We start from the raw sequence: 21,847 nt of genomic DNA, 5'->3' as shown, positions 1-21,847 counted from the left end.
GACCCCCGGGTGTCGCTCTTCACTCGCTCCCGTCAGCTTTCGGACACGACCGAGGGCAGGGCGGAACCGGATGACGACACCGGTACGGCGGATCCGGAGGGCGGCACCGACACGGACTCTCCCGAGGACGCCGCCCCGGCACCGCAGGCCGCTTCCGAGCAGCCGCCGACGGCGAAGCCCGGCTGGTTCGGCTGGCGGCGTCGCCACCCCCGTACGGCACAAGGCATCTCCATCGGCACAACGGTGCTGGCCGGTGCCCTCGTGCTGTTCGCGCTGCTCGTGCCGAACCGGGTCGAGCGGATCGAGTTCGCGTCGTTCGTCCGCATTCCCGCCGAGGGCGTGCTGCTCGCCGGGCTGCTGCTCGCGCTGCCGCCGAAGCCCCGGCGGATCACGGCGGTCGTCACGGGCGCGTTCCTGGGCCTGGTCACGATCCTGAAGTTCGTCGACATGGGCTTCTACCAGATCCTGGCCCGGCCCTTCGACCTGGTCCTGGACTGGATACTGATCGAGAACGGCACGGACTTCCTGAGGGAGACGTTCGGCCGTACCGGCCAGGTGCTGGCCGTGGCCGGCGTGATCGTCCTGTTCGTCGCGGTGCTGGTCCTCACCACCCTCGCCGTGGTGCGGCTGACGCACCTGATGGTCCGGAACCGGCCCGTCGCCGGCCGTACGGTCCTGATCCTCGGCACGGCGTGGATCACCTGCATGACGCTGGGCGTGCAGATCGGCACCGTCCCGATCGCCACCAAGGGCAACGCGGAGTTCCTGGGCAACCGGGTGGAGCAGGTCCGGGCGGGCCTGAAGGACGCCCGCGTCTTCGAGAAGCAGGCCGCCCTGGACGCCTTCGCGAAGACGCCGCCCGACCAGTTGCTCACGGGGCTGCGCGGCAAGGACGTCCTGTTCACGTTCATCGAGAGCTACGGCCGGGTCGCGATCGACGACCCGGCGATGGCGCCCCGGATCGACGCGGTGCTCAAGGAGGGCACCGGCTCGCTGAAGGCGGCCGGTTTCGAGTCGCGCAGCGGCTGGCTGCAGTCGCCGGTGACGGGCGCGGGCAGCTGGCTGGCCCACTCGACCTTCCTGTCCGGACTGTGGATCAAGAACCAGCAGCGGTACCGCAATCTGACCACGAGCGATCGCATGACGCTGACGAAGTACTTCGGGAAGACGGGCGCCTGGCGGACCGTCGGCATCGTGCCGGGGGTGCGGCGGGCCTGGCCGGAGGGGAAGTACTTCGGCCTGGACCACATCTACGACTCCGAGCATCTCGGCTACCACGGCCCGTACTTCAGCTGGACGCCCGTGCCCGACCAGTTCAGCATGGAGGCCTTCCAGCGCCTGGAGCACGGCAAGAAGGACCGCGAGCCGATCATGGCGGAGATCATCCTGGCCTCCAGCCACAACCCCTGGTCGCCCATCGCCCGCATGATCGACTGGGAGGACCTCGGCGACGGCTCGGTGTTCCACCGGATCAAGAAGGAGGGCACCGACCCCACGGAGGTCTGGAAGGACCCGGAGAAGGTGCGCACCGAGTACCGGCGGGCCGTCGAGTACTCGATCCGCAGCCTGACCGAGTGGGTCGAGCGCTACGGCGACGAGGACACGGTGCTGGTCTTCCTCGGCGACCACCAGCCGGTGCCGACCGTCACCGCCGGGGACACCGGCAAGGACGTGCCGGTGACGATCGTCGCCCACGACAAGAAGGTCCTGGACCGGGTCGCCGACTGGGGCTGGACGGACGGCCTCAAGCCGGCCGAGGACGCCCCGCGGTGGGGCATGGACAAGTTCCGCGACCGCTTCATGACGGCGTACGGTCCGCAGGGCTGAGGAACTCCTCCACGGCGGCGGGGAACTCCTCCGAGCGGGCCTCGTACGCGAAGGGCACCGCGTCCCGCGGTCGGCGGGGCCGCTCTGCCTGCGGCAGAAGGGCGACCCTCCGTCAGGGGAAGAAGGCGGCCAGGCGCCGCACGAACCACTCCGGGTCGTCGAGCCACGGGTAGTGCCCGGCACCCGGCTGCACCGTGAACTCGGCAGCCGGGAAGACCTCTGCGGCACGCCGAGCCAGCGACGGACTCGGGCCGCCGTCGACTCCACCGGCCAGAACGAGCACGTGGGCTGTCAGCCGGGCGAGCGCACTGCGCGTCGCGTCCGGATCGTAGGCGCCTTCGGCACCGTAGAGATCCGCCGCGTCGTCGTTGGTCTCGGCCTCCTCCCGGGCGGCGTGGGCCCGGGCGGTGTCGTCCCAGCGCCCGTAGAAGAACGGGAGGAACACCGGGTCGAAGTCACCCGTGCCGCCCAGCCAGGCCTCGAACGCGGGGAACGCTTCCGCGAACCAGGGTTCCGACGTCCGCAGCCGGGCCGCCGTCAGCCGGTCCCCTGCCGTCGCCGGCCATCCCAGCGCCCACGGGGTGGCGGTGACCAGCGCCAGCCGTCCCACCCGCTCCGGATACCGGGCCGCGTACAGCATGGCGAGACTGCCGCCCGCCGAGTGCGCGAGCAGGTCCATCCGCTCCAGTCCCAGATGGAGCCGCAACGCCTCGACGTCGTCGACGAGCCGGTCACAGCGGTACGTCCCCGGATCCGCCGGCGGCCCGGACTCCCCCGTGCCGCGCAGGTCGAGCAGCACCAACTGCCGGTGAGCGTCCAGACCGCCCAGGTTCCCCAGATAGGCGGAGGCCCGCATGGGTCCGCCGGGCAGGATGACGAGCGGCTCGCCCTCACCGTGCAGGTGACAGGCGAGCCGGGTTCCGTCGGGGGCGCTGAAGACCGGCACGTCGTCGATCCTGCTGTCCGGGGCGGTCCGGCACAACCGGGTTCTCCGGCCGGGCGCGCTACCCGTTCCCGAGGTCGTTTCTCAGTTCCCGCTTGAGGATCTTCCCGCTGGCGTTGCGCGGGAGTTCGTCCACGAACACCACCCGCTTCGGCGCCTTGAAGCGGGTGAGTCTGTCGCGGACGTGGTCGATCAGTTCCGCCTCCGAGACCTCGCCGCGCGGGACGACGACGGCCGTCACCGCCTCGATCCAGCGTTCGTCCGGCAGGCCCACGACCGCGGCCTCGGCAACCTGGGGGTGGGTGTACAGCGCGTCCTCGACCTGGCGTGACGCGATCACGACGCCACCGGAGTTGATGACGTCCTTCACCCGGTCGACGATCGTGAAGTAGCCGTGCGCGTCGCGTACCGCGAGGTCGCCGGAGCGGAACCAGCCGTCGCGGAAGGCCTCGGCGGTCTCCTCGGGCTTGTCCCAGTAGCCCTCGCACAGTTGCGGGGAGCGGTAGACGATCTCGCCGGGGGTGCCGTCGGGTACGTCCTTGCCGTCCTCGTCGACCACGCGGGCGTCGACGAACAGGACGGGCCGGCCGCAGGAGTCCATGCGGCCCTTGTGTTCGTCGGGCGCGAGGACCGTGGCCAGGGGGCCGATCTCGCTCTGGCCGAAGCAGTTGTAGAAGGCCAGGCCCGGCAGGCGCTCCCGCAGCCGTTCGAGGACGGGGACCGGCATCACCGAGGCGCCGTAGTAGGCCTTGCGCAGACCGCTCAGGTCGCGGGTGGCGAAGTCGGGGCGGCCCGCGAGGGCGATCCAGACGGTGGGCGGCGCGAACAGGCTGTCCGCGCGGCCCGCTTCGATGAGGTCGAAGAGCCGGTCGCCGTCGGGTGCGTCGAGGATGATGTTCGTCGCGCCGACGGTGAGGTAGGGCAGCAGGAAGACGTGCATCTGCGCCGAGTGGTACAGCGGCAGGGAGTGCACGGGGCGGTCGCCCGCACTGAGGTCGAGGGCGGTGATCGCGCTCAGGTACTCGTGCACCAGGGCCCGGTGCGTCATCATCGCGCCCTTGGGCAGGGCGGTCGTCCCGGACGTGTACAGCAGTTGCACGAGGTCGTCGGTGCGCGGCTCGGGACCGTCGTACGCGGGTGCCTCGGGCAGCCGTGCCAGCAGCGAGCCGTCGGCGTCGCGCAGGGGCAACGTCCGTACGTTGTGCGGCAGTCGTGCCGCGAGGCCGGGGTCGGTGAGGACCAGGGAGCTTTTGGACTGGCCGACGATGTAGGCGAGGTCGTCGCCGGTGAGGTTCTGGTTGACGGGTACGTGCACCAGGCCCGCGCGGGCGCAGGCCAGGAAGGCGATCAGGTAGGCGTCGGAGTTGTGGCCGTAGGCGCCGACCCGGTCCCCGGGGGACAGCCCCTGTCCGATGAGGACGCTCGCCGCGCGGGAGACCGCGGTGTCGAGTTCGTCGTACGTCCAGGTCCGCTCGGCGTACTCCACCGCGACGCGCGCCGGTGTGCGCCGGGCGGTGCGCCGCAGGACTCCGTCGACCGTGCTGCCGTGTCCGGGCGTCGTCATGACACATGATCCTCGGTTCACCGCCCGAGGAGGTCAAGGACCCGGAGCGGGGCAGCCGCGACGCCGGCCGGCCCCGAGCAACCCTGGCGCCTCCGCCGGCGTCCGGTGTCATGAAACCGACGGGCGTTCGAATCAGGTTCGTACACTCGTCACTCCTTTCCCTCGACGATGTTGGAGGGCACGATGCGCAGCCGTCTGAGACGACTCGCTCTCGGGGCCACGGCCCTGTTCACCGCCGCGTCCGCGTTACCCGCGGCCGCCGCCACGGCCCCCGAGCGGGCAGAGCAACACCCCTCCCGCGACGGCCTGTCCGCCGTCATCCGCTACACCGAACACGGCATTCCGCACATTCTCGCGAAGGACCACGCGGACCTGGGCTTCGGTACGGGCTGGGCGCAGGCCGCCGACGAGGTGTGCGCGCTCGCCGACGGGTTCGTGACCCTGCGGGGCGAGCGGTCCCGGTACTTCGGTGCCGACGCGCCCGCCGGCGGCGATCTCTCGGCGGCCAGGACGAACCTCGCCAGCGACCTGTACTTCCGCGGGGTGCGTGAGAGCCGCACCGTGGAGAAGGTGCTCGCCGAGCGCGCTCCCGTGGGCCCCAGCCGTGAGGTCCGGGACCTGATGCGGGGCTGGGCCGCCGGTTACAACGCCTGGCTGAAGCAGCGGAAGATCACGGATCCGGCCTGTGCGGGCGCGTCCTGGGTCCGGCCGGTCACCGAGCTGGACGTGGCGGCCCGAGGTCTGGCCATCGCCTCGATATCCGGCGAGGGGCGGTTCGTGGACACGATCACGGCCGCGCGGCCGCCGACCGGAAAAGTCGCCTCCTCAGGGGCTTCGTCGGCCCGCACGCCGAGCGCGAAGGCCGTGGCGAAGGCGGCGGACGAGCTGTGGGGCGACCCCGGCATGGGTTCCAACGCGGTCGCCTTCCACGGTGACACGACGGCGAACGGCCGTGGTCTGCTGCTGGGCAACCCGCACTACCCGTGGGAGGGCGGGCGCCGCTTCTGGCAGTCGCAGCAGACGATCCCGGGCGAGCTGAACGTGTCCGGCGGGTCCCTGCTCGGCACCCCGGCGATCTCCATCGGGTTCAACGCACATGTGGCGTGGAGCCACACCGTCACCACCGGCATTCCGGCCAACTTCCACCGGCTGACGCTCGATCCGGCCGATCCCACGACCTACCTCGTGGACGGCAGGCCGGAACGCATGAAGAAGCGGACCGTGACGGTCGCGGTGAAGGACGGCGCGCCGGTGACCCGCACCCAGTGGTGGACCCGCTACGGCCCCGTCGTCACCTCTCTCAGCGCCCAGGTCCCGCTGCCGTGGACCGGTGAGGCGGCGTACGCCCTGAACGATCCCAACGCCGCGAACCTCCGCTTCGCCGACACCTCACTCGGCTTCAGCAAGGCGCGGAGCACGGCCGGCGTCCTCGCCTCGCTCGACCGGCACCAGGGCCTCCCCTGGGTGAACACGATCGCCGCCGACCGGGCGGGGCACTCCCTCTACACCCAGTCGCAGGTGCTCCCCCGCATCACCGACGAGCTGGTCGGGCGCTGTTCGACGGAACTCGGCAGGACCATGTACCCGGCGTCCGGGATCGCGATCCTCGACGGCTCGCGCGGCGACTGCGCTCTCGGCCGGGACCCCGACGCCGTCGTACCGGGGATCTTCGGGCCGGGGCGGATGCCGACGCTGAAGGACGCCCCGTACGCGGAGAACTCCAACGGCACCGCGTGGATGACCAACGCCGACCGCCCCCTCACCGGCTATGAGCGGGTCTTCGGCACGGTGGGCACCCAGCTCGGCCTGCGTACCCGCGGCGCGATCGAGGACGTGGCGGCGATGGCGGACCGCGGCGGTCTGACCGTACGCGACCTGCAACGGCAGCAGTTCGCCAACCGGGTGCCCGCCGGTGATCTCGCCGCCGGGGACGTGGCGCGGGCGTGCGCCGCGCTGCCCGGCGGTACGGCGACCGGCAGCGACGGTGAGGCCGTCGACGTGTCGGAGGCCTGCGGGGTGCTGAAGGCGTGGGACCGCACCATGGACACCGGGAGCCGGGGAGCACTGCTCTTCGACCGGTTCTGGCGCAGGCTCGAACAGGCGGTGCCGTCCGACCGGTTGTGGAAGGTGCCGTTCTCGGCGGCGGACCCGGTCCGCACCCCGAACACCCTGAACACGGACGCCCCCGGCTTCCCCGCCGCCCTCGCCGACGCGGTGGCCGAGCTGCGGGCCGCGGGCATCGCGCTCGACGCGCCGCTCGACGCGCACCAGTTCGTCGTCCGCGACGGGAAGCGCCTGCCCGTGCCGGGCGGCGGGGGACGGCTCGGCGTGTGGAACGTGATCGAGCCGACGTGGGACGGGGCCGCCGGCGGTTACACGGAGGTGCCGTTCGGGACCAGCCACCTGCAGGCGGTGGGCTGGGACGGCAGCCGCTGCCCGGTGGCCCGCACACTGCTGACGTACTCCCAGTCGTCGAACCCGAATTCGCCGCACTCCGCCGATCAGACCCGGCTGTTCTCCGGTGAGAAGTGGGTGACGTCGCGCTTCTGCGAGAAGGACATCCTGTCCTCGCCGAAGCTGAAGGTCGTGCGGGTGCACGAGCGCCGCTGACCGTGCGCGAAGGGTGCCGCCCCTGTGGGGCGGCACCCTGTTCAGGCCCGGCGGGATCTGTACATCAGCCGCCGCAGGGCCGCTTCGGCAGGGCCGCGGCGGCCGGCCCGTTCCAGGGCGTACGCCCCGGCCAGCGTGACCAGCCAGACCGCGCACGCGAAGAGCGCCATGGTCGCGCTGCCCAGATGCCCGCCCAGGCCGAGTCCCCACGCGGCCAGCACCGGGGCGAAGAGCAGCGAATGGGCGAGGTAGCAGGACAAGGAGCGCTGACCCACGGAGGCCACGGCCGCCACCGCGGTCGCGCCACGCCGGGGACGCCGGGTGGTCCACCTGTGTGCGAAGAGGGCGATGGCGGCGACATAGCCGAGGCCCGCGGCGTTGCCGGTGATGTCGCGGAGGACCATGAGTGCACCGCTGTCGCTCTGCATCGCGTCCGTCACGTGCAGGACACCTGTGTGGGCGAGGGCGGCGGGCAGCGCGCCGAGCCAGCCGACGGCGATGCCGAGCACCGCCGTCCTGCGCAGCAGGGTGCGGTGGTCGCCGGGTTCCTCCAGGACGCGGCGGCGGGCGGCCCAGAAGCCGAGCAGGAAGATGACGTACCCGCCGCCGACGAGGGTCAGCGAGGCGGCGGCGAAGGTGACGAACAGGCCGGTCTCCAGCCGGATGCCCGCCGCGGTGAGCCAGTCGGCCTCGTCCGGTGCGTAGGCCTCGAGGCCGGGGTCGGCTCCGGTGTCGCCGAACGTGCCCAGCTCGCCCCGCAGCAGGGCCGCGAGGGCGGGCCCGGCCGAGACGAGGACGAGCAGGGCGACGCCGATGCCGGTCCACCACTTGAGGGCGCGTTCGCCGCGCCGCAGGAGGGCCGTCCCGAGGACGAGGCTCAGGACGCCGTAGAAGCCGGTGATGTCCCCCGCCATCAGCAGCGCGGCGTGCGTGAGGCCGATGACGATCAGCCAGAGGCCGCGTCTGCGCAGGATCTTCGCGGCGGCGCGGCCGTCGGCGCCGGCGGCGGTCTGGCGGAGGTAGAGCTGCATCATGCCGTAGCCGAAGAGGAAGGCGAAGAGCGGATAGACCCGCAGGTCGAGCACGATGATCATGGTGAACTGCACGGCGTGGTCGAGCCAGGAGCCGTCCACGGGCTGCCATCCGGAGGGCCCTCGCCGGGCCGCCCACAGGTGGAAGGCGGTGTTGGACAGCACGATGCCGAGCAGCATGATCCCGCGTGCGAGATCGGGGGCGAGTGCCCGCTCGTTCGGCCGTACACCCCCACGCGGCAGTCGCTCTTCGGTCGCGATCGTCATGGCTTCACGCTAGGAAGGCGGGGTGGCGCCGGGCATCGGCCGGAGGGCGAGTGAGCGGCGGCCAAAGGATGACGCCCGGGCCCGCGGGTGCGACCAAAGCCGCACCGCCGCCTCACACCGGTCGCGTCCGGCCCTCCCAGTACGGCTCCCGCAGCCGCCGCTTGTACAGCTTGCCGTTGGGGTCGCGGGGCATCTCGGTGATGAAGTCCACGGTCCTGGGCCGCTTGTACCCGGCGAGCCGGTGCGCGCAGTGGTCGAGGAGGTCGGCCGCGAGGGCGGGCCCTGGCCGGTGTCCGGGGGCCGGTTCCACGACCGCCTTGACCTCCTCGCCCCAGTCGTCGTGCGGGATGCCGAAGACGGCGGCGTCCGCGACGGCGGGGTGGGCGAGCAGGGCCGACTCGATCTCGGCCGGGTAGATGTTGACCCCGCCGGAGATGATCAGGTCGATCTTGCGGTCGCGCAGGAAGAGGTAGCCGTCCTCGTCGAGGTGGCCGAGGTCGCCGACGGTGAAGAAGTCGCCGATGCGGTTCCTGCGGGTCTTGGCCTCGTCCTTGTGGTACGAGAAGCCGCCGGTGTTCATCTTCATGTAGACGGTGCCGAGTTCACCGGGCGGCAGCCGGTTGCCGTCGTCGTCGAAGACCGCGAGTTCGCTGATGGGCCAGGCCTTGCCGACGGTGCCGGGCTTCTTCAGCCAGTCCTCGGCGGTGGCGAACGCGCCGCCGCCCTCGCTGGCCGCGTAGTACTCCTCCACGCAGGGGCCCCACCAGTCGAGCATGGCCCGTTTCACGTGGTCGGGGCAGGGCGCGGCGCCGTGGATGGCGTGCCGCATGGAGGAGACGTCGTAGCGGTCCTTCACCTCGTCGGGCAGGGCCAGCAGGCGGTGGAACTGGGTGGGGACCATATGGGTGTGGGTGCAGCGGTGGGCGTCGATGAGGCGGAGCATCTCCTGGGGCGTCCACTTGTCCATGAGGACCAGCCGGTGGCCGATGTGCAAGGAGGCGCCCGCGAATTGGAGTACGGCCGTGTGGTAGAGCGGCGAGCACACCAGGTGCACGTTGCCGTCGAACGGCCGGATGCCGAAGATGCCGAGGAAACCGCCGAGATACGCCTCCTCCGGCGGTTTGCCGGGCAGCGGCCGACGGATGCCGCGCGGTCGGCCGGTGGTGCCCGAGGTGTAGTTCATGACCCAGCCGAGGGTGCGGTCGCCGGGTGGCGACTCGGGCCGGCCTTCGAGGAGTTCGGCGTACGGGCGGAAGCCCTCGACCGTGCCGACCGCGTACCGGTGGGTGCCCGGCAGGTCTGCCTCGTCGGCGGCATGGCGGGCCGCGTCGGCGAAGCGCTCGTGGGCGAGGAGCACCTTGGCGCCGGAGTCGGAGACGATCCAGGCGATCTCCGGTCCGACCAGGTGGTGGTTGACGGGGACGAGGTAGAACCCGGCCTGGCTGGCGGCGAGATACGCGGTGAGGAACTCGACGCCGTTGGGCAGGACCACCGCGAAGGTGTCGCCGTGTTCCAGCCCGGCCGCGCGCAGGCCGTGCACGAGCCGGTTGGCGGCGGCGTGCAGGCGCCCGGCGGTCCAGGCCTCGCCGTCGGGTGCGACGAGCACCGTGCGGCCGGGGTCCTTCGTGGCCTGGGCCCAGAAGCCCACTGGCGGTGTGTTCACGACTGTCCGCTCCTTCCGGCGATGCGGTTGACGCGGTTCACGGCCTGCTCGAAGCCGCGGGTGAGGTCGTCGAAGACGGCCTGGACGCTGCGTTCGCTGGTCATCCGGCCGACGATCTGGCCGACCGGGGTGCCGAGCAGCGGGTCGACCTCGTACTTCTGGATGCGCGAAACGGCCTCGGCGACCAGCAGCCCTTGCAGCGGCATGGGGAGAGTGCCGGGCCCGTCCGGGTCGTCCCAGGCGTCGGTCCACTCGGTGCGCAACTGGCGTGCGGGCTTGCCGGTCAGCGCGCGGGAGCGGACCGTGTCGCCGGAGCCGGCGGCGAGCAGCTTGCGGGTCAGGGCGGGCGAGTGGAGGTCCGCTTCTGTGGTGGTCAGCCACAGGGAGCCCAGCCACACACCCTGCGCGCCGAGGGCGAGCGCGGCGGCCACCTGCTGTCCGCTGCCGATGCCGCCCGCGGCCAGCACGGGCAGCGGGGCGACGGCGTCGACGACCTCGGGGGTGAGCACCATGGAGGCGATCTCGCCGGTGTGGCCGCCCGCCTCGTATCCCTGCGCCACCACGACGTCGATCCCGGCGTCCCGGTGCTTGCGGGCGTGCCGGGCGCTGCCCGCGAGTGCGGCGACGAGGACGTCCTGGGCATGGGCGCGGGCGATGACGTCGGCGGGCGGGGAGCCGAGGGCGTTGGCGAGGAGCCGGATCGGGTAGTCGAAGGCGACGTCGAGCTGGCTGCGGGCGACCTGCTCCATCCAGCCGGTGATGCGCCAGCCGGACGCCTCGCCCTCGGCGAGCTCGGGCACGCCGTGTTTGGCGAGGGTGTCCCGGACGAACTGCCGGTGGCTTTCGGGGATCATCGCCTCGACGTCGGCCTCGGTGACGCCTTCGACCTTCTTCGCCGGCATCACGACGTCCAGGCCGTACGGCCGGCCGTCGACGTGTGCCTCGATCCAGTCCAGGTCGCGTTTGAGCTCGTCGGGGGCGGTGTAGCGGACCGCGCCGAGCACGCCGAAGCCGCCGGCCCGGCTGATGGCCGCGGCGACGGCGGGGAACGGCGTGAAGCCGAAGACGGCGTGCTCGATTCCCAGTGTCTGGCTCAGCTCCGTCTGCATGGGCGCAGGATGCCGGAGTCCTCCGGAGGACGGAAGAGGTTCTCTGATGCTCCGTCAGATTTACTGGCGTCCCGGTGGGACGCCGTGCAGGATTCTCCGCCGGATTCCCGACGGCGCGTGAGGGACATACTTTCGAGGACACGCGAGGCGGTCGAGGCGAAGGGGTACGCGGTGACCGACGATGCGGTGAGCGAACCGACCCGGCGTCAATTGGGCAGAGCGGGCATGGCCCTGGGCGGCGCGCTCGCCCTCGCCTCGTTGCCCGCCGGGCCCGCCCCGGCGGCGACCGGCCACCGCCCCACCCTGCGGCACGGCTCCGCCGCACGCGCCGGCCTGCTCACCTCCCACCTGCGCCGGCTCGTCACCGACGCGCAGGCGTTCCTCGGCCCCTCCCCCGAGCACCCCTGGTACGCGGGCGCCGTCCTGCTCGCCGGACGCGGCGGCACCGTCGCCCTGCACCGTCCCATCGGCATGGCGGTGCGCTACCGGGCCTACGACGAGAGGGCCGACGCCGGTGTGGAGTTCCCGCCCGGCGAGCAGATCCCCATGGCCGAGGACACCGTCTTCGACCTGGCGTCGGTGTCGAAGCTGTTCACCTCGATCCTCGCGGTGCAGCAGATGGAGCGAGGGGCACTGGAGCTGGAGGCGAAGGCCGCCTCCTACCTGCCGGACTTCGGACGCGCGGGCAAACAGGACATCACGGTCCGCCAGCTCCTCACCCACACCTCGGGGTTCCGCGCGTGGATCCCGCTGTACAGCGCGCCGACTCACGAGGAGAAGCTCCAGCTCATCTGGAACGAGGCGCCGGTCAGCGCGCCCGGCGCGGCGTACCTGTACTCGGACCTGAACCTCATCTCGCTCCAGCTCGTGCTGGAACGGATCACGGGCCGCACCCTGGACACGCTCCTGCGCGACGAGATCACCGGGCCGCTCGGCCTGCGCCGCACCCGCTACAACCCGCCCGTGTCCTGGCGGCCGAAGATCGCGGCCACGGAGGACGCGCGCCCGCCGTGGTCCGGGCTCGACCGGGGCCTGGTGTGGGGCGAGGTGCACGACGAGAACGCCTTCAGCCTGGGCGGTGTCGCGGGCCACGCGGGCGTGTTCTCCGACGCGTGGGACCTCGCGGTCCTCGGCCGTACGCTGCTCAACGGCGGCGTCTACGGGCGGGCCCGGATCCTGACGCCGGAGTCGGTGGAGCTGATGTTCACCGACTTCAACACCGCCTTCCCGGGGGACGAGCACGGCCTCGGCTTCGAGCTCTACCAGCACTGGTACATGGGCGCGATGGCCACGCCGCGCACGGCCGGCCACACCGGTTTCACGGGCACCTCGCTGGTGCTCGACCCGACGACCGACTCCTTTCTCGTCGTCCTCGGCAACTCGGTGCATCCCGTGCGGAGTTGGCGCTCCGGGTCAGCGCCCAGGGTCGCCGCCGCGAACAACATGGCACGGGCCGTGCCGGTCCGGCCGGCGCGGGGACGCACGGCCTGGTTCTCCGGGATGGCGGTCTCCACGACGGCGGCCCTCACGCTCCCCGCGCTCGACACGTCTGCCGGCCGGGCGCGGCTGCGCTGCGCGCTGTGGTGGGACACCGAACCCAAGGCCGACGTCCTGACCCTGGAGGCCTCGACCGACGGCGGCACGAGCTGGCAGCCCGTGCCCTTCACGACGTCCCGGCGCGGCGCGGCCCCCGAGCCGCACCCGTCGGGCTCGGTCACCGGCTGGTCCGGCCGCGCCTGGCACCGGCTCACCGCGGACGTCCCCGCCGCGCGGGGGGTCGCACTGCGCTGGCGGTACGCGACGGACCGGCTGTACGTCGGCCGCGGTTGCTATGTGGACGGGCTGCGTGTGGAGGCCGCCGGGGACGTCCTGTTCGACGAGAGGCGTCCGGCGGACGCGGCGCGTCTGCGGACCGTCGGGTGGACGCGAGCGGCCGGCTGAGGGCTCACTCGGGGCCGTTCTCCAGCACGGCCATGGCCGCGTTGTGTCCCGGCACCCCGCTGACCCCGCCCCCGCGCACCGCGCCCGCCCCGCACAGCAGCACGTTGGCGTGCCCGGTCTCCACGCCCCAGCGGCCGGTGCCGTCCTGGGCGTGGGGCCAGCTCAGCTCGCGGTGGAAGATGTTGCCGCCGGGCAGGCCGAGGTCCCGCTCCAGGTCGAGCGGGGTCCGGGCCTCGATGCAGGGGCGTCCGTCCGCGTCGGTGGCCAGGCAGTCGGCGAGGGGTTCGGCCAGGTGGGCGTCGAGCTGGGCGAGGGTGGACTTCAGCAGGTCCTCGCGGACGGCGTCGTTGTCCCGTTCGAACAGGCGGGCCGGGGTGTGCAGGCCGAAGAGGGTGAGCGTCTGGTAGCCCTGCTCGGCCAGGTCGGGTCCGAGGATGGTCGGGTCGGTGAGCGAGTGGCAGTAGATCTCGGAGGGCGGCGCGGCGGGCAGGTCGCCGGCGGCGGCCTGGGCGTGGGCGGCGGCCAGTTGCTCGTAGCCCTCGGCGATGTGGAAGGTGCCGGCGAAGGCCTCGCGCGGGTCGACGGAGCTGTCGCGCAGCCGCGGCAGCCGCTTGAGCAGCATGTTGACCTTGAGCTGGGCGCCCTCGGCGGGCGGCGGGGGCGTGTCGCCGGTCAGTTCCGCCAGGGCCTGCGGTGAGGCGTTCACCAGGACGTGCCGGGCGGCGACGGTGCCTTCGCCGTCGGCCGTGCGATATGTGACCTCGGCGGTTCGGCCGTCCGTGGCGATGCGCAGCGCCTCGTGGCCGGTCGCGAGGACCGCGCCCGCCGCGCGTGCCGTGCCGGCGAGGGCGTCGGTGAGGGCTCCCATCCCGCCGACCGGTACGTCCCAGTCGCCGGTGCCGCCGCCGATCACGTGATAGAGGAAGCAGCGGTTCTGCTTCAGGGAGGGGTCGTGGGCGTCGGCGAAGGTGCCGATGAGCGCGTCGGTGAGGACGACGCCGCGCACCAGGTCGTCCGCGAAGCGCTCCTCCACGGCGACGCCGATCGGCTCCTCGAACAGCACCCGCCAGGCCTCCTCGTCGTCGAGGTGGCGGCGCAGTGCGTCGCGCGTGGGCAGCGGCTCCGTGAGGGTCGGGAAAACCCGCCGGGCGACGCGGCCGGTCATGCCGTAGAACGCCTGCCAGGCCCGGTATTCGCGGTCGGAGCCGGTGAGCCGGGTGAACGCCTCCCGGGTGCGCCGTTCGCCGCCGCCGACGAGGAGTCCGGTGGACCGGCCGTCACGCTCGGCGGGTGTGTAGGAGGAGACGGTGCGGGTGCGGACCCGGAAGTCCAGGCCAAGGTCCCGGACGATCTTCTTCGGCAGCAGGCTGACCAGGTACGAGTAGCGGGACAGCCGGGCGTCGACCCCGGCGAAGGGCCGGGTGGACACCGCCGCGCCGCCCGTGTGGTCCAGTCGCTCCAGAACCAGCACGGAGCGGCCGGCCCGGGCCAGATAGGCGGCGGCGACCAGGCCGTTGTGGCCGCCGCCGACGATGACGGCGTCGTACGTCCGGTGTGCGCGGGGTCCCTCGGGTGCGGTCATGATTCTTGGTAACACGGAGTGATCCGGGTCGGCCAGACGGAGCCTGACCGCTCGCTCGGGGGTCAGCGCCCCGCCGCGGCCCGCTGTTCCCGCAGGGCCGCCACTCTTCGGTACAGGGCGACGGCCTCGGCACCGCGGCCGAGCTGTTCCAGGCAGTGGGCCTCGTCGTTGCGACTGGCGAGCGTGTCGGGGTGGTCGGGGCCGAGCACGCGGGCGCGGGCGCCGGCCACGCGCCGGTACTCGGTGAGCGCGTCGGCCCAGCGGCCCAGCCAGCCGAGGCCTACGGCGACCTCGCGGCGGCTGACCAGCGTGTCCGGGTGGTCGGGGCCGAGGACCTGCTCGCGGAGGGCGGCCACGTCGCGGGATTCGGCGAGGGCCTCGCCCCAGCGGCCGAGCCGCCCGAGGTTGACGCAGCGGCCGTGGCGGGCGCGCAGTGTCTCGGGGTGGGTCGGGCCCTGGCTGCGGCTTCGGTCCTGCGCCAGGCCGCTGTAGAGGTTCAGGGCCTCGGTGCTGCGGCCGAGGCGGCCCAGGCTGATGCCGATCTCGTGCCGGGCGGCGAGGGTGTCGGGGTGGTCGGGGCCGAGGGCGCGTGCGCGGGCCTCGGCAACCTCGCGGTAGGTCTCCAGGGCTTCGGCCCATCGGCCCAGCTGGCCGAGGGCGTAGGCGACTTCGTAGCGGGTGACGAGTGTGTCGGGGTGGTCCGGGCCGAGCACGCGGGCGCGGGCGCCGGCCACCTCGCGGGCCATGCGGTACGAGTCCTCCAGGCGGCCGAGGCGGCTGAGGTTGAAGGCGAGGTTGTGGCGGCAGCGCAGGGTGTCGGGGTGGTCCGGGCCCATGAGGTGCTCGCGGGCGGTGAGCACCGACGTGTAGACGCGATGGGCGTCGAAGGGGCGGCCCAGCTGACCGAGGACGTAGGCCATCTCCTGGCGGGCGGCCAGGGTGTCGGCGTGCTCGGGGCCGAGGGTGCGGATCCTGGCCTCGGTGACGCGCTTGTACTCGCGCAGGGCGTCCGCGGCGCGGCCGGTGCGGCTCAGGGTGAAGGCGACCTCGTAGCGGCTGGAGAGGGTGTCGGGGTGGTCGGGGCCGAGGAGGTGCTCGCGTTCGGCGGCGACCGCCCGGTGCACCTCGCCCGCCTCCGCCCAGCGGCCGAGCCGGCCGAGGCTCAGGCCCGCGTTGTGCCGGCCGGCCAGGGCGGTCAGGACCTCCGTGGGCGGGGCGGGCCGCTCCACGGGGGCGGGTTCGGCGACGACGGGGCCGGTGGCGGGCCGTGCGATCCACTCGCCGGACAGCCCTGCCGACGGGTCCGGTGGTGTGGTGCGCAGCCCCGTACCGGTCGCTTTGTGGCCGGTGGTCATGCCGCGGGTCCAGGACGGCAGCCGGCCCGCGCCGGCCGGTACCCCGGGTGCCGGGCGGACCGCCGCGACGGCGGGCACGTACGCCGGCGCGGCCCGGTGGGCGCTGATCCGGCGGGCCAGTTCGCGGGCGTCGCCGGGACGTTGCCCGGGTTCCTTGGCGAGCAGGTCGAGGACGACCCGCTCCAGGTACTCGGGCAGTTCGGCGCGGTGCTCGCGCGGCGGGCGGGGCGGCGTGTCGCGGTGGCCGACGAGGATCGCCCAGGCGTCGTCGAGGTCGAAGGGCGGTACGCCGGTGGCGATCTCGTACAGGACGCAGCCGAACGAGTAGAGGTCGCTGCGGTGGTCGACCCCGTCGCCGCCGATCTGCTCCGGGGACATGTAGTGCGGGGTGCCCATGGCGATGCCGGTGCCGGTCAGCCGGGAGGTGAAGCCGATGTCGTGGCCGAGGCGGGCGATGCCGAAGTCGCAGATCTTCACCGTGCCGTCGCCGAGCCGCACGATGTTGGCGGGCTTCAGGTCCCGGTGGACGATGCCCTGTTCGTGGCAGTAGGCGAGGGCGGCGGCGACCTGCTCGGCGATCTCCACGACGTCCGCGACCGGCAGCGGGTGCTGCTTGTTGTCCTCCAGGAGCTGGCTGAGGTTGCGGCCGTCCAGCAGTTCCATGACGAGGTAGAGGACGCCGTCGGACTCGCCGAAGTCGTGCACGACGGTGATGCCCCGGTGCTGCAGCGCGGCGGCCACCCGGGCCTCGCGGCGGAACCGCTCCCGCAGCACGCGGGTGAAGGCGTGGTCGTGGTTCGGGCCCAGCGGTTTGAGGCACTTGACGGCGACGTGCCGGCCCAGGGACTCGTCCCGTGCCCGCCACACCTCGCCCATGCCGCCGCGCCCGATCAGATCGAGCAGCCGGTACCGGCCATGGATGAGCTTGCTGTCCCCCATGTCGCGCGACGCTCCCCCCGGTAGCTGTTCGCCCGCCCCCTGCCCCACCCAGTATGGCGGCTTATCGTCCGAGTTTGTACGGTGCCGGACGCGCGCCGGGACCGAGCTCGCCGTGGCCCGCACCATGTGTTTGGGCGGGAGTTGCCACCGCACACGTGCGGGAACACGGCGCAGCAGGAGGCCCGCGAGACGCAGTCGGCGGGTGACGGTGGCTGGTGCGGGGGGCCGGTCTGCCGTACAACTCGTGGGCGTACGGCGGCAGGCAGGCGTACGCCAAGTGTGCCACGCGCCGCCACAGCACCTCGCGCGCCGGTACGAGGAGCGGGTGCGTCGGCGGGCGGAGCAGGAAGTCGTCCACCTCGCGTGCCTCCGGTCCGGCGGCCAGGCCCGGGCGCACCTTCTCGAAGTACTCGGCCATCTCGGCGCCGCGCACCCACATGAGCATTGGGGGTTCGGCCTGTGACCGTCCATTCGTTGAGTTTTCACCTACCCGGCTGGGGGTTTGGTAAGGCTCCCCTTATATGCTGACGTCGCCGATCACGACCCGGCCCGGGCCGCAGCGGCCTGCCCGACCTCCCGCACGACAGGATCCGACATGCGCACCACATCCCGCGGCCTCATGGCGGCGCTCGCTCTCACCCCTCTGCTGGCCGGCTGCTTCGCACCCGGCGACAGCGACGCCGACGCGGGATCGGGCGGGCGACTGCGGGTCGCGCTGGCCGTGCCGCCGGCACAGGCGTTGTCCCCGTACAGCAACGACGCCACCGTGCTGAGCAAGCTGTCCGTCGCCGAGGGCCTCACCGCCCTCGACAAGAACGGCACGGCCAAGCCCGCTCTGGCGAAGTCCTGGAAGCAGGACGGCGGCACCACCTGGACCTTCGAACTGCGCAAGGCCGAGTTCCAGGACGGCACCGAGCTCACCGCCCAGGCCGTCGTCAACGCGCTCGACCACGCCGGCGCGGCCAAGCCCAAGCCCCGCGTCCTGAGCGACGTGTCACTGACCGCCAAGGCCGAGGACACCGACACCGTCACGCTCACCACCAAGTCGCCCGACCCGGTGCTGCCGCTGCGGCTGGCCAGCCCCGCGCTGGCGATCCTGTCGGCGAAGGCGTACGCGAAGGACGGCACCGTCAGCCCCGTCGGCACCGGCACCGGTCCGTTCGAGATCACCCGGCTGAACGGCAAGACCAAGGCGACTCTCGACCGCTTCGACGGCTACTGGGACGGCAAGGCGAAGGCGCCCGGCATCGACGTCAGCTGGATCGCGGACGGGACGGCCCGTGCCAACGCGCTGCGCGGCGGCGAGACCGACATCGCCGAGTGGATCCCCACCGCCCAGGCGAAACTGCTCGACAAGGCGACCCGGCACGAGGTCCCCTCGGTGCGCACCGACAGCCTGATCCTCAACACCGGCAGCGGCCTGTTCACGGACGCCGGGCTGCGCGCCGCCGCCCGCGAGGCCGTCGACGGCTCCGCGCTGGTCGACTCCGTCTTCGGCGGTTACGCCGACCCCGCGCAGGGCCTGTTCGGGCCCGCCGTCCCCTGGGCGGCCGACAAGCGCGTCGAGGTGACGGGCCGTGCCAAGGCCGCGACCGCAGCCGAGGTGAGGACCGCCACCAAGGGCAGGACGCTGCGGCTGGCCACCTACACCAACCGGGCCGAACTGCCCGAGGCGGCGACCGTGCTCCAGCAGCAGCTGGAGAAGGCCGGGTTCACCGTGAAGCAGGACGTGCGCGAGTACACACAGATGGAGAGCGACCTTCTCGCCGGGAAGTACGACGCCCTCGTCTTCTCCCGGGTGACGCTCCTCGACACCGGTGACGCGGTCGACTACCTGGCCAGCGACTTCACCAGCGAGGGCGTCTACAACATCGCCGGCCTGAAGAACGCCGCGGTGGACAAGGCCATCCGGGCCGCCGCGGCGGAGCGGGCCACCGAGAGCCGCCGGGAGAAGATCATGCGGGCGGAGGCGGAGATCCTGCGCACCGACGCGGTGGTGCCGCTGGTCCACGAGCAGGCCCTGCAGGGCATCGCGGACGACGTCGAGGGCGTGATCCTCGACCCGCGCGAGCGGTCCCTGATCGACGTCGACACGCGCCTGAAGTAGCCCGCATGAGCCTCGCGCACAGCCCCTCCGCCGCCCGCCCGTCCCTGTGGCCGGCGGCGGCCGGCCGTGTGCTCGCCGGCGCCGCACTGCTCGGCGCCGTGGCCCTGCTCCCCTGGCTGTCCGGCGCCGACCCGGCCCGTACGGTGCTCCGCGCGCGCTCCGCCGACCAGAACCCCACACCGGCTGAACTGGCCACCGTGCGCGATCAGCTGGGCCTGGACGAGGGCCCCTGGGTCCACCTCGCGCACTGGCTGGGCGGCCTGCCACGCGGGGACACGGGCGTCTCGTGGGTCTCCGGCGCACCGGTCATGCCGCAGGTGGGGACGGCCCTGTCGGTCTCCCTGACGCTGATGCTGGGCGCGTTCGCGGTCACGGCGCTGGTCGCCGGACTGGTGTGTGCCCGAACGGTCTTCCTCGGTTCCCGGCGCCGGCTGTGGCAGGACCGGACGGGCACCCCGGCCGCCGTCCTCGCGTCGCTGCCGAAGTTCCTGCTCGCCTCGGTGCTTGCCACCGTGTGCGGGGTGTGGTGGGGATGGTTCCCGTCCAGCGGGTGGGAGGGGCCGCAGTCGATGGTGCTGCCCTCGCTCGCCCTCGGCGTCCCGTCGGGCGCGGTGCTCGGCGGGATGCTCGACCAGGCGCTGCCCGCCGCCTTCCACGAACCGTGGGCGCGCACGGCCTACGCCACCGGGCTCCCGCCCCGTCGCATCGGCCGCAACGGGCTGCGCCGCACCCTGCCCGGCATACTGCCGCAGCTGCTGCCGAGCGTGGTGGCCCTGGTCGGCGGTGCGGTCGCCGTGGAGAAGATCTTCAACATTCCCGGGCTCGGCCGGCTCGCCCTGGAGGCGGCCGTCGCGCAGGACCTCCCCGTACTGCAGACGGCGACCCTGGCTCTGGTCCTGCTGGGCGTCGCCGCGGGCATGGTGATCCGCGCCCTGCGCCACACACTCCTCGGCCGGCCTCTGCGCGACGGTGTCCTGCCGACCCTGCACCGGCCTCCGCTCACGGTGCCGCGCTCCCTGCGCTGGATCACCGCGGTCTGTGCGCTTGCCCTGCTCGCCCTGGTGACGGCGGGTCTCCTGCGCGACCCGCTCCAGGTCGACACGGCGGCACGGCTGCTGTCCCCGTCCCTCGAACACCCGCTGGGCACGGACGCCCTGGGCCGTGACCTGCTGGCCCGGCTGGGCCACGGGGCGATGCGCACGGCCGGGGTCGCCCTCGTCGTGACGACGGTCAGCGCCGTCACCGGACTGCTGCTGGGCATGGCACCGAGAGCGAGCGCGGGCCCGACGGAGGTCGTGTCCACCCTGCCCGCCGTCCTCGCGGGCCTGCTGATCGCGGGCGTGACCGGACCGTCGGTGTGGGGCGCGGCCTGCGCGGTCTGCGTGGTCGGCTGGAGCCCGTACGCCGCCCAGACCGCGGCCCTGCTCGAACAGGAACGCGCGAGCGGGCACATCGCCGCGTCCGTCGCGCTCGGCGCGGGGCGGCTGCACCTCCTGCGCCGCCACCTGCTGCCCTCGGTGGTCCCGGCCCTGCTGCGCAACGCCGTGCTCCGGCTGCCCACGACCGTCCTGGTCCTGGCCTCCCTGGGCTTCCTGGGCCTGGGCGAACAGCCACCCACCCCGGAGTGGGGCCGGCTCCTCTCGGAGAACCAGCCGTACGCCGAACTGGCCCCCTGGACCGTCCTCGGCCCGGCCGCCGCGCTCGTGGTGCTGTCCGTGCTGGCGGTGACGGCCGGCGTGCTGGGACGCGGAAAGGGCGAGTAGCACGCGCCCCGGCCGGTGAAAGTTACCGGCCGGGGCGCCTGCTCCTCGCCCTCAGGCGGAGCGCGTCTCGTCGCTCACGTATCCACGCCGCTCACGTATCCACGCCGCTTGTCCACCACGTTGCGCAGCGGCCGGCCCTCGATGTGCCGGGTGAGGTTGTCGAGGAACACCTCGACGAGCGCCTCCCGCTCGCCGGTGGTCTCGCCCGCCGTGTGCGGGGAGATCATCACGCCGGGCATGTCCCACAGGGGCGATTCGGCGCGCAGCGGTTCCCGGGCGAACACGTCCAGGGCTGCGCCGGCGAGCCGTCCGGCGGCGAGGTGGTCGATGAGCGCCTCCTCGTCGACGAGCCCGCCCCGGCCCACGTTGATCAGACGCGCCCCCGGCTTCATGGCAGCGAGCACGGGGGCGTCGACCATTTCCCGGGTGTCCGGGGTGAGGGGTGCGGCCAGAACGACGTAGTCCGCCTCCGCCAAGGCGGAGTGCAGGGTGGTCGCACCGTGGACCGTGCCGAAGTCGGGGTCGTCCGTGCGGGCCTTGCGGCCCGCACCGCAGACCCGCATCCCGACCGCGCGCAGCAGCCGGGCGACGGCCCGGCCGATCGGCCCCGTCCCCCAGACCAGCACGGTGCGTCCGGTGATGCCGTCACTGGGACGCGGACGCCACTCGCGGCGCTGCTGGTGTTCCCAGGTGCCGGGAAAGTCCTTGGCCAGGGCGAGGATCAGGCCGAGGACGTACTCGGCGGTCGGCTGGTCGTAGACCCCGCGGGCGTTGGTCAGGACCACGCCCGGATCGTCCACCAGCGCGGGGAAGAGGAAGGAGTCCACGCCCGCGGAGGACGCGTGGACCCAGCGGGGTGCCTTCTCCGGGTTGTCGGGCCAGGCTTCGCGGATGGCCGGGGTGATGGTCACCCAGGCCAGGAGGGCGTCGGCGCCGGGGAGGAGGTAGGGCAGTTCCTCTTCGGTGGCGTAGACGGTGTCCGCGAGGCGTTCGATGAGCCCGGTGGCGGGTGGCCGGTTGCCCCGGTACAGGACGACGAGGCGGTCGGGCATGTCAGGCTCCGGTGGGGATGGCGATGTACTTGTATTCGAGGAACTCGCTGATGCCGACGCGGCCGCCTTCGCGGCCGAGGCCGGACTGCTTGAC

At 72.9% G+C, this 21,847-nt stretch carries 13 protein-coding genes and 1 pseudogene; 5 read left to right on the top strand and 9 right to left on the bottom strand.

The window, feature by feature from the left end:
- Positions 1–9 precede the first annotated feature (9 nt).
- On the top strand, positions 10–1,827 hold the full coding sequence (locus IO24_RS0130900) for an alkaline phosphatase family protein (RefSeq protein WP_031141363.1): 1,818 nt from the start codon (positions 10–12) through the stop codon (positions 1,825–1,827).
- A 112-nt stretch (positions 1,828–1,939) separates the two neighbouring features.
- Here IO24_RS0130900 and IO24_RS0130895 read toward each other — a convergent pair whose 3' ends face one another.
- Complete coding sequence (locus tag IO24_RS0130895; protein ID WP_031141361.1) at positions 1,940–2,773, bottom strand: alpha/beta fold hydrolase; 834 nt, start codon at positions 2,771–2,773, stop codon at positions 1,940–1,942.
- 58 nt (positions 2,774–2,831) lie between these two features.
- The gene (locus IO24_RS0130890) at positions 2,832–4,334 is read right to left on the bottom strand and encodes a fatty acyl-CoA synthetase (RefSeq protein ID WP_031141359.1); all 1,503 of its coding nucleotides are present in this window, start codon (positions 4,332–4,334) and stop codon (positions 2,832–2,834) included.
- A gap of 183 nt (positions 4,335–4,517) precedes the next feature.
- Between IO24_RS0130890 and IO24_RS0130885 the strand changes: the two genes are divergently transcribed.
- A complete protein-coding gene (locus tag IO24_RS0130885) occupies positions 4,518–6,944 on the top strand; it encodes a penicillin acylase family protein (RefSeq protein ID WP_031141357.1) in 2,427 nt (808 codons plus the stop codon).
- Between the two features lie 41 nt (positions 6,945–6,985).
- Here IO24_RS0130885 and IO24_RS0130880 read toward each other — a convergent pair whose 3' ends face one another.
- From IO24_RS0130880 to IO24_RS0130870, 3 genes are all read right to left on the bottom strand, one after another.
- The gene (locus IO24_RS0130880; RefSeq protein ID WP_031141355.1) at positions 6,986–8,242 is read right to left on the bottom strand and encodes a DUF418 domain-containing protein; all 1,257 of its coding nucleotides are present in this window, start codon (positions 8,240–8,242) and stop codon (positions 6,986–6,988) included.
- Positions 8,243–8,354: 112 nt separating this feature from the next.
- Positions 8,355–9,905: an acyl-CoA synthetase gene (locus tag IO24_RS0130875; protein ID WP_031141351.1), complete on the bottom strand. Its 1,551-nt coding sequence runs from the start codon at positions 9,903–9,905 to the stop codon at positions 8,355–8,357.
- The gene (locus tag IO24_RS0130870; RefSeq protein WP_031141349.1) at positions 9,902–11,014 is read right to left on the bottom strand and encodes an NAD(P)H-dependent flavin oxidoreductase; all 1,113 of its coding nucleotides are present in this window, start codon (positions 11,012–11,014) and stop codon (positions 9,902–9,904) included. Before IO24_RS0130870 ends, IO24_RS0130875 begins: the two co-directional genes overlap by 4 nt.
- Positions 11,015–11,239: 225 nt before the next feature.
- On the opposite strand from IO24_RS0130870, the gene IO24_RS0130865 reads away from it, so the two are divergent.
- Positions 11,240–12,955, top strand: a complete 1,716-nt coding sequence (locus IO24_RS0130865; protein ID WP_078899430.1) for a serine hydrolase domain-containing protein — start codon at positions 11,240–11,242, stop codon at positions 12,953–12,955.
- Positions 12,956–12,959: 4 nt separating this feature from the next.
- Here IO24_RS0130865 and IO24_RS0130860 read toward each other — a convergent pair whose 3' ends face one another.
- The 3 genes and pseudogenes from IO24_RS0130860 to IO24_RS43560 form a co-directional block, all read right to left on the bottom strand.
- A complete protein-coding gene (locus IO24_RS0130860) occupies positions 12,960–14,537 on the bottom strand; it encodes a phytoene desaturase family protein (RefSeq protein ID WP_031141345.1) in 1,578 nt (525 codons plus the stop codon).
- Between the two features lie 62 nt (positions 14,538–14,599).
- On the bottom strand, positions 14,600–16,831 hold the full coding sequence (locus tag IO24_RS0130855) for a serine/threonine-protein kinase (RefSeq protein ID WP_031141343.1): 2,232 nt from the start codon (positions 16,829–16,831) through the stop codon (positions 14,600–14,602).
- Between the two features lie 61 nt (positions 16,832–16,892).
- Positions 16,893–17,255, bottom strand: a pseudogene (locus IO24_RS43560) (oxygenase MpaB family protein); the annotation flags it as partial.
- A 171-nt stretch (positions 17,256–17,426) separates the two neighbouring features.
- Between IO24_RS43560 and IO24_RS0130845 the strand changes: the two are divergent.
- The gene (locus tag IO24_RS0130845; RefSeq protein ID WP_031141341.1) at positions 17,427–18,938 is read left to right on the top strand and encodes an ABC transporter substrate-binding protein; all 1,512 of its coding nucleotides are present in this window, start codon (positions 17,427–17,429) and stop codon (positions 18,936–18,938) included.
- 5 nt (positions 18,939–18,943) lie between these two features.
- On the top strand, positions 18,944–20,701 hold the full coding sequence (locus tag IO24_RS0130840) for an ABC transporter permease subunit (protein ID WP_031141339.1): 1,758 nt from the start codon (positions 18,944–18,946) through the stop codon (positions 20,699–20,701).
- A gap of 74 nt (positions 20,702–20,775) precedes the next feature.
- Here the strand turns inward: IO24_RS0130840 and IO24_RS0130835 are convergent, their stop codons facing one another.
- Positions 20,776–21,753: a D-2-hydroxyacid dehydrogenase gene (locus IO24_RS0130835; RefSeq protein ID WP_031141337.1), complete on the bottom strand. Its 978-nt coding sequence runs from the start codon at positions 21,751–21,753 to the stop codon at positions 20,776–20,778.
- Positions 21,754–21,847 lie beyond the last annotated feature (94 nt).

The organism is Streptomyces flavovariabilis, assembly GCF_000725785.1.
Lineage (GTDB): Bacteria > Actinomycetota > Actinomycetes > Streptomycetales > Streptomycetaceae > Streptomyces > Streptomyces hawaiiensis.
This window is presented reverse-complemented; position numbering and strand designations above follow the sequence as displayed.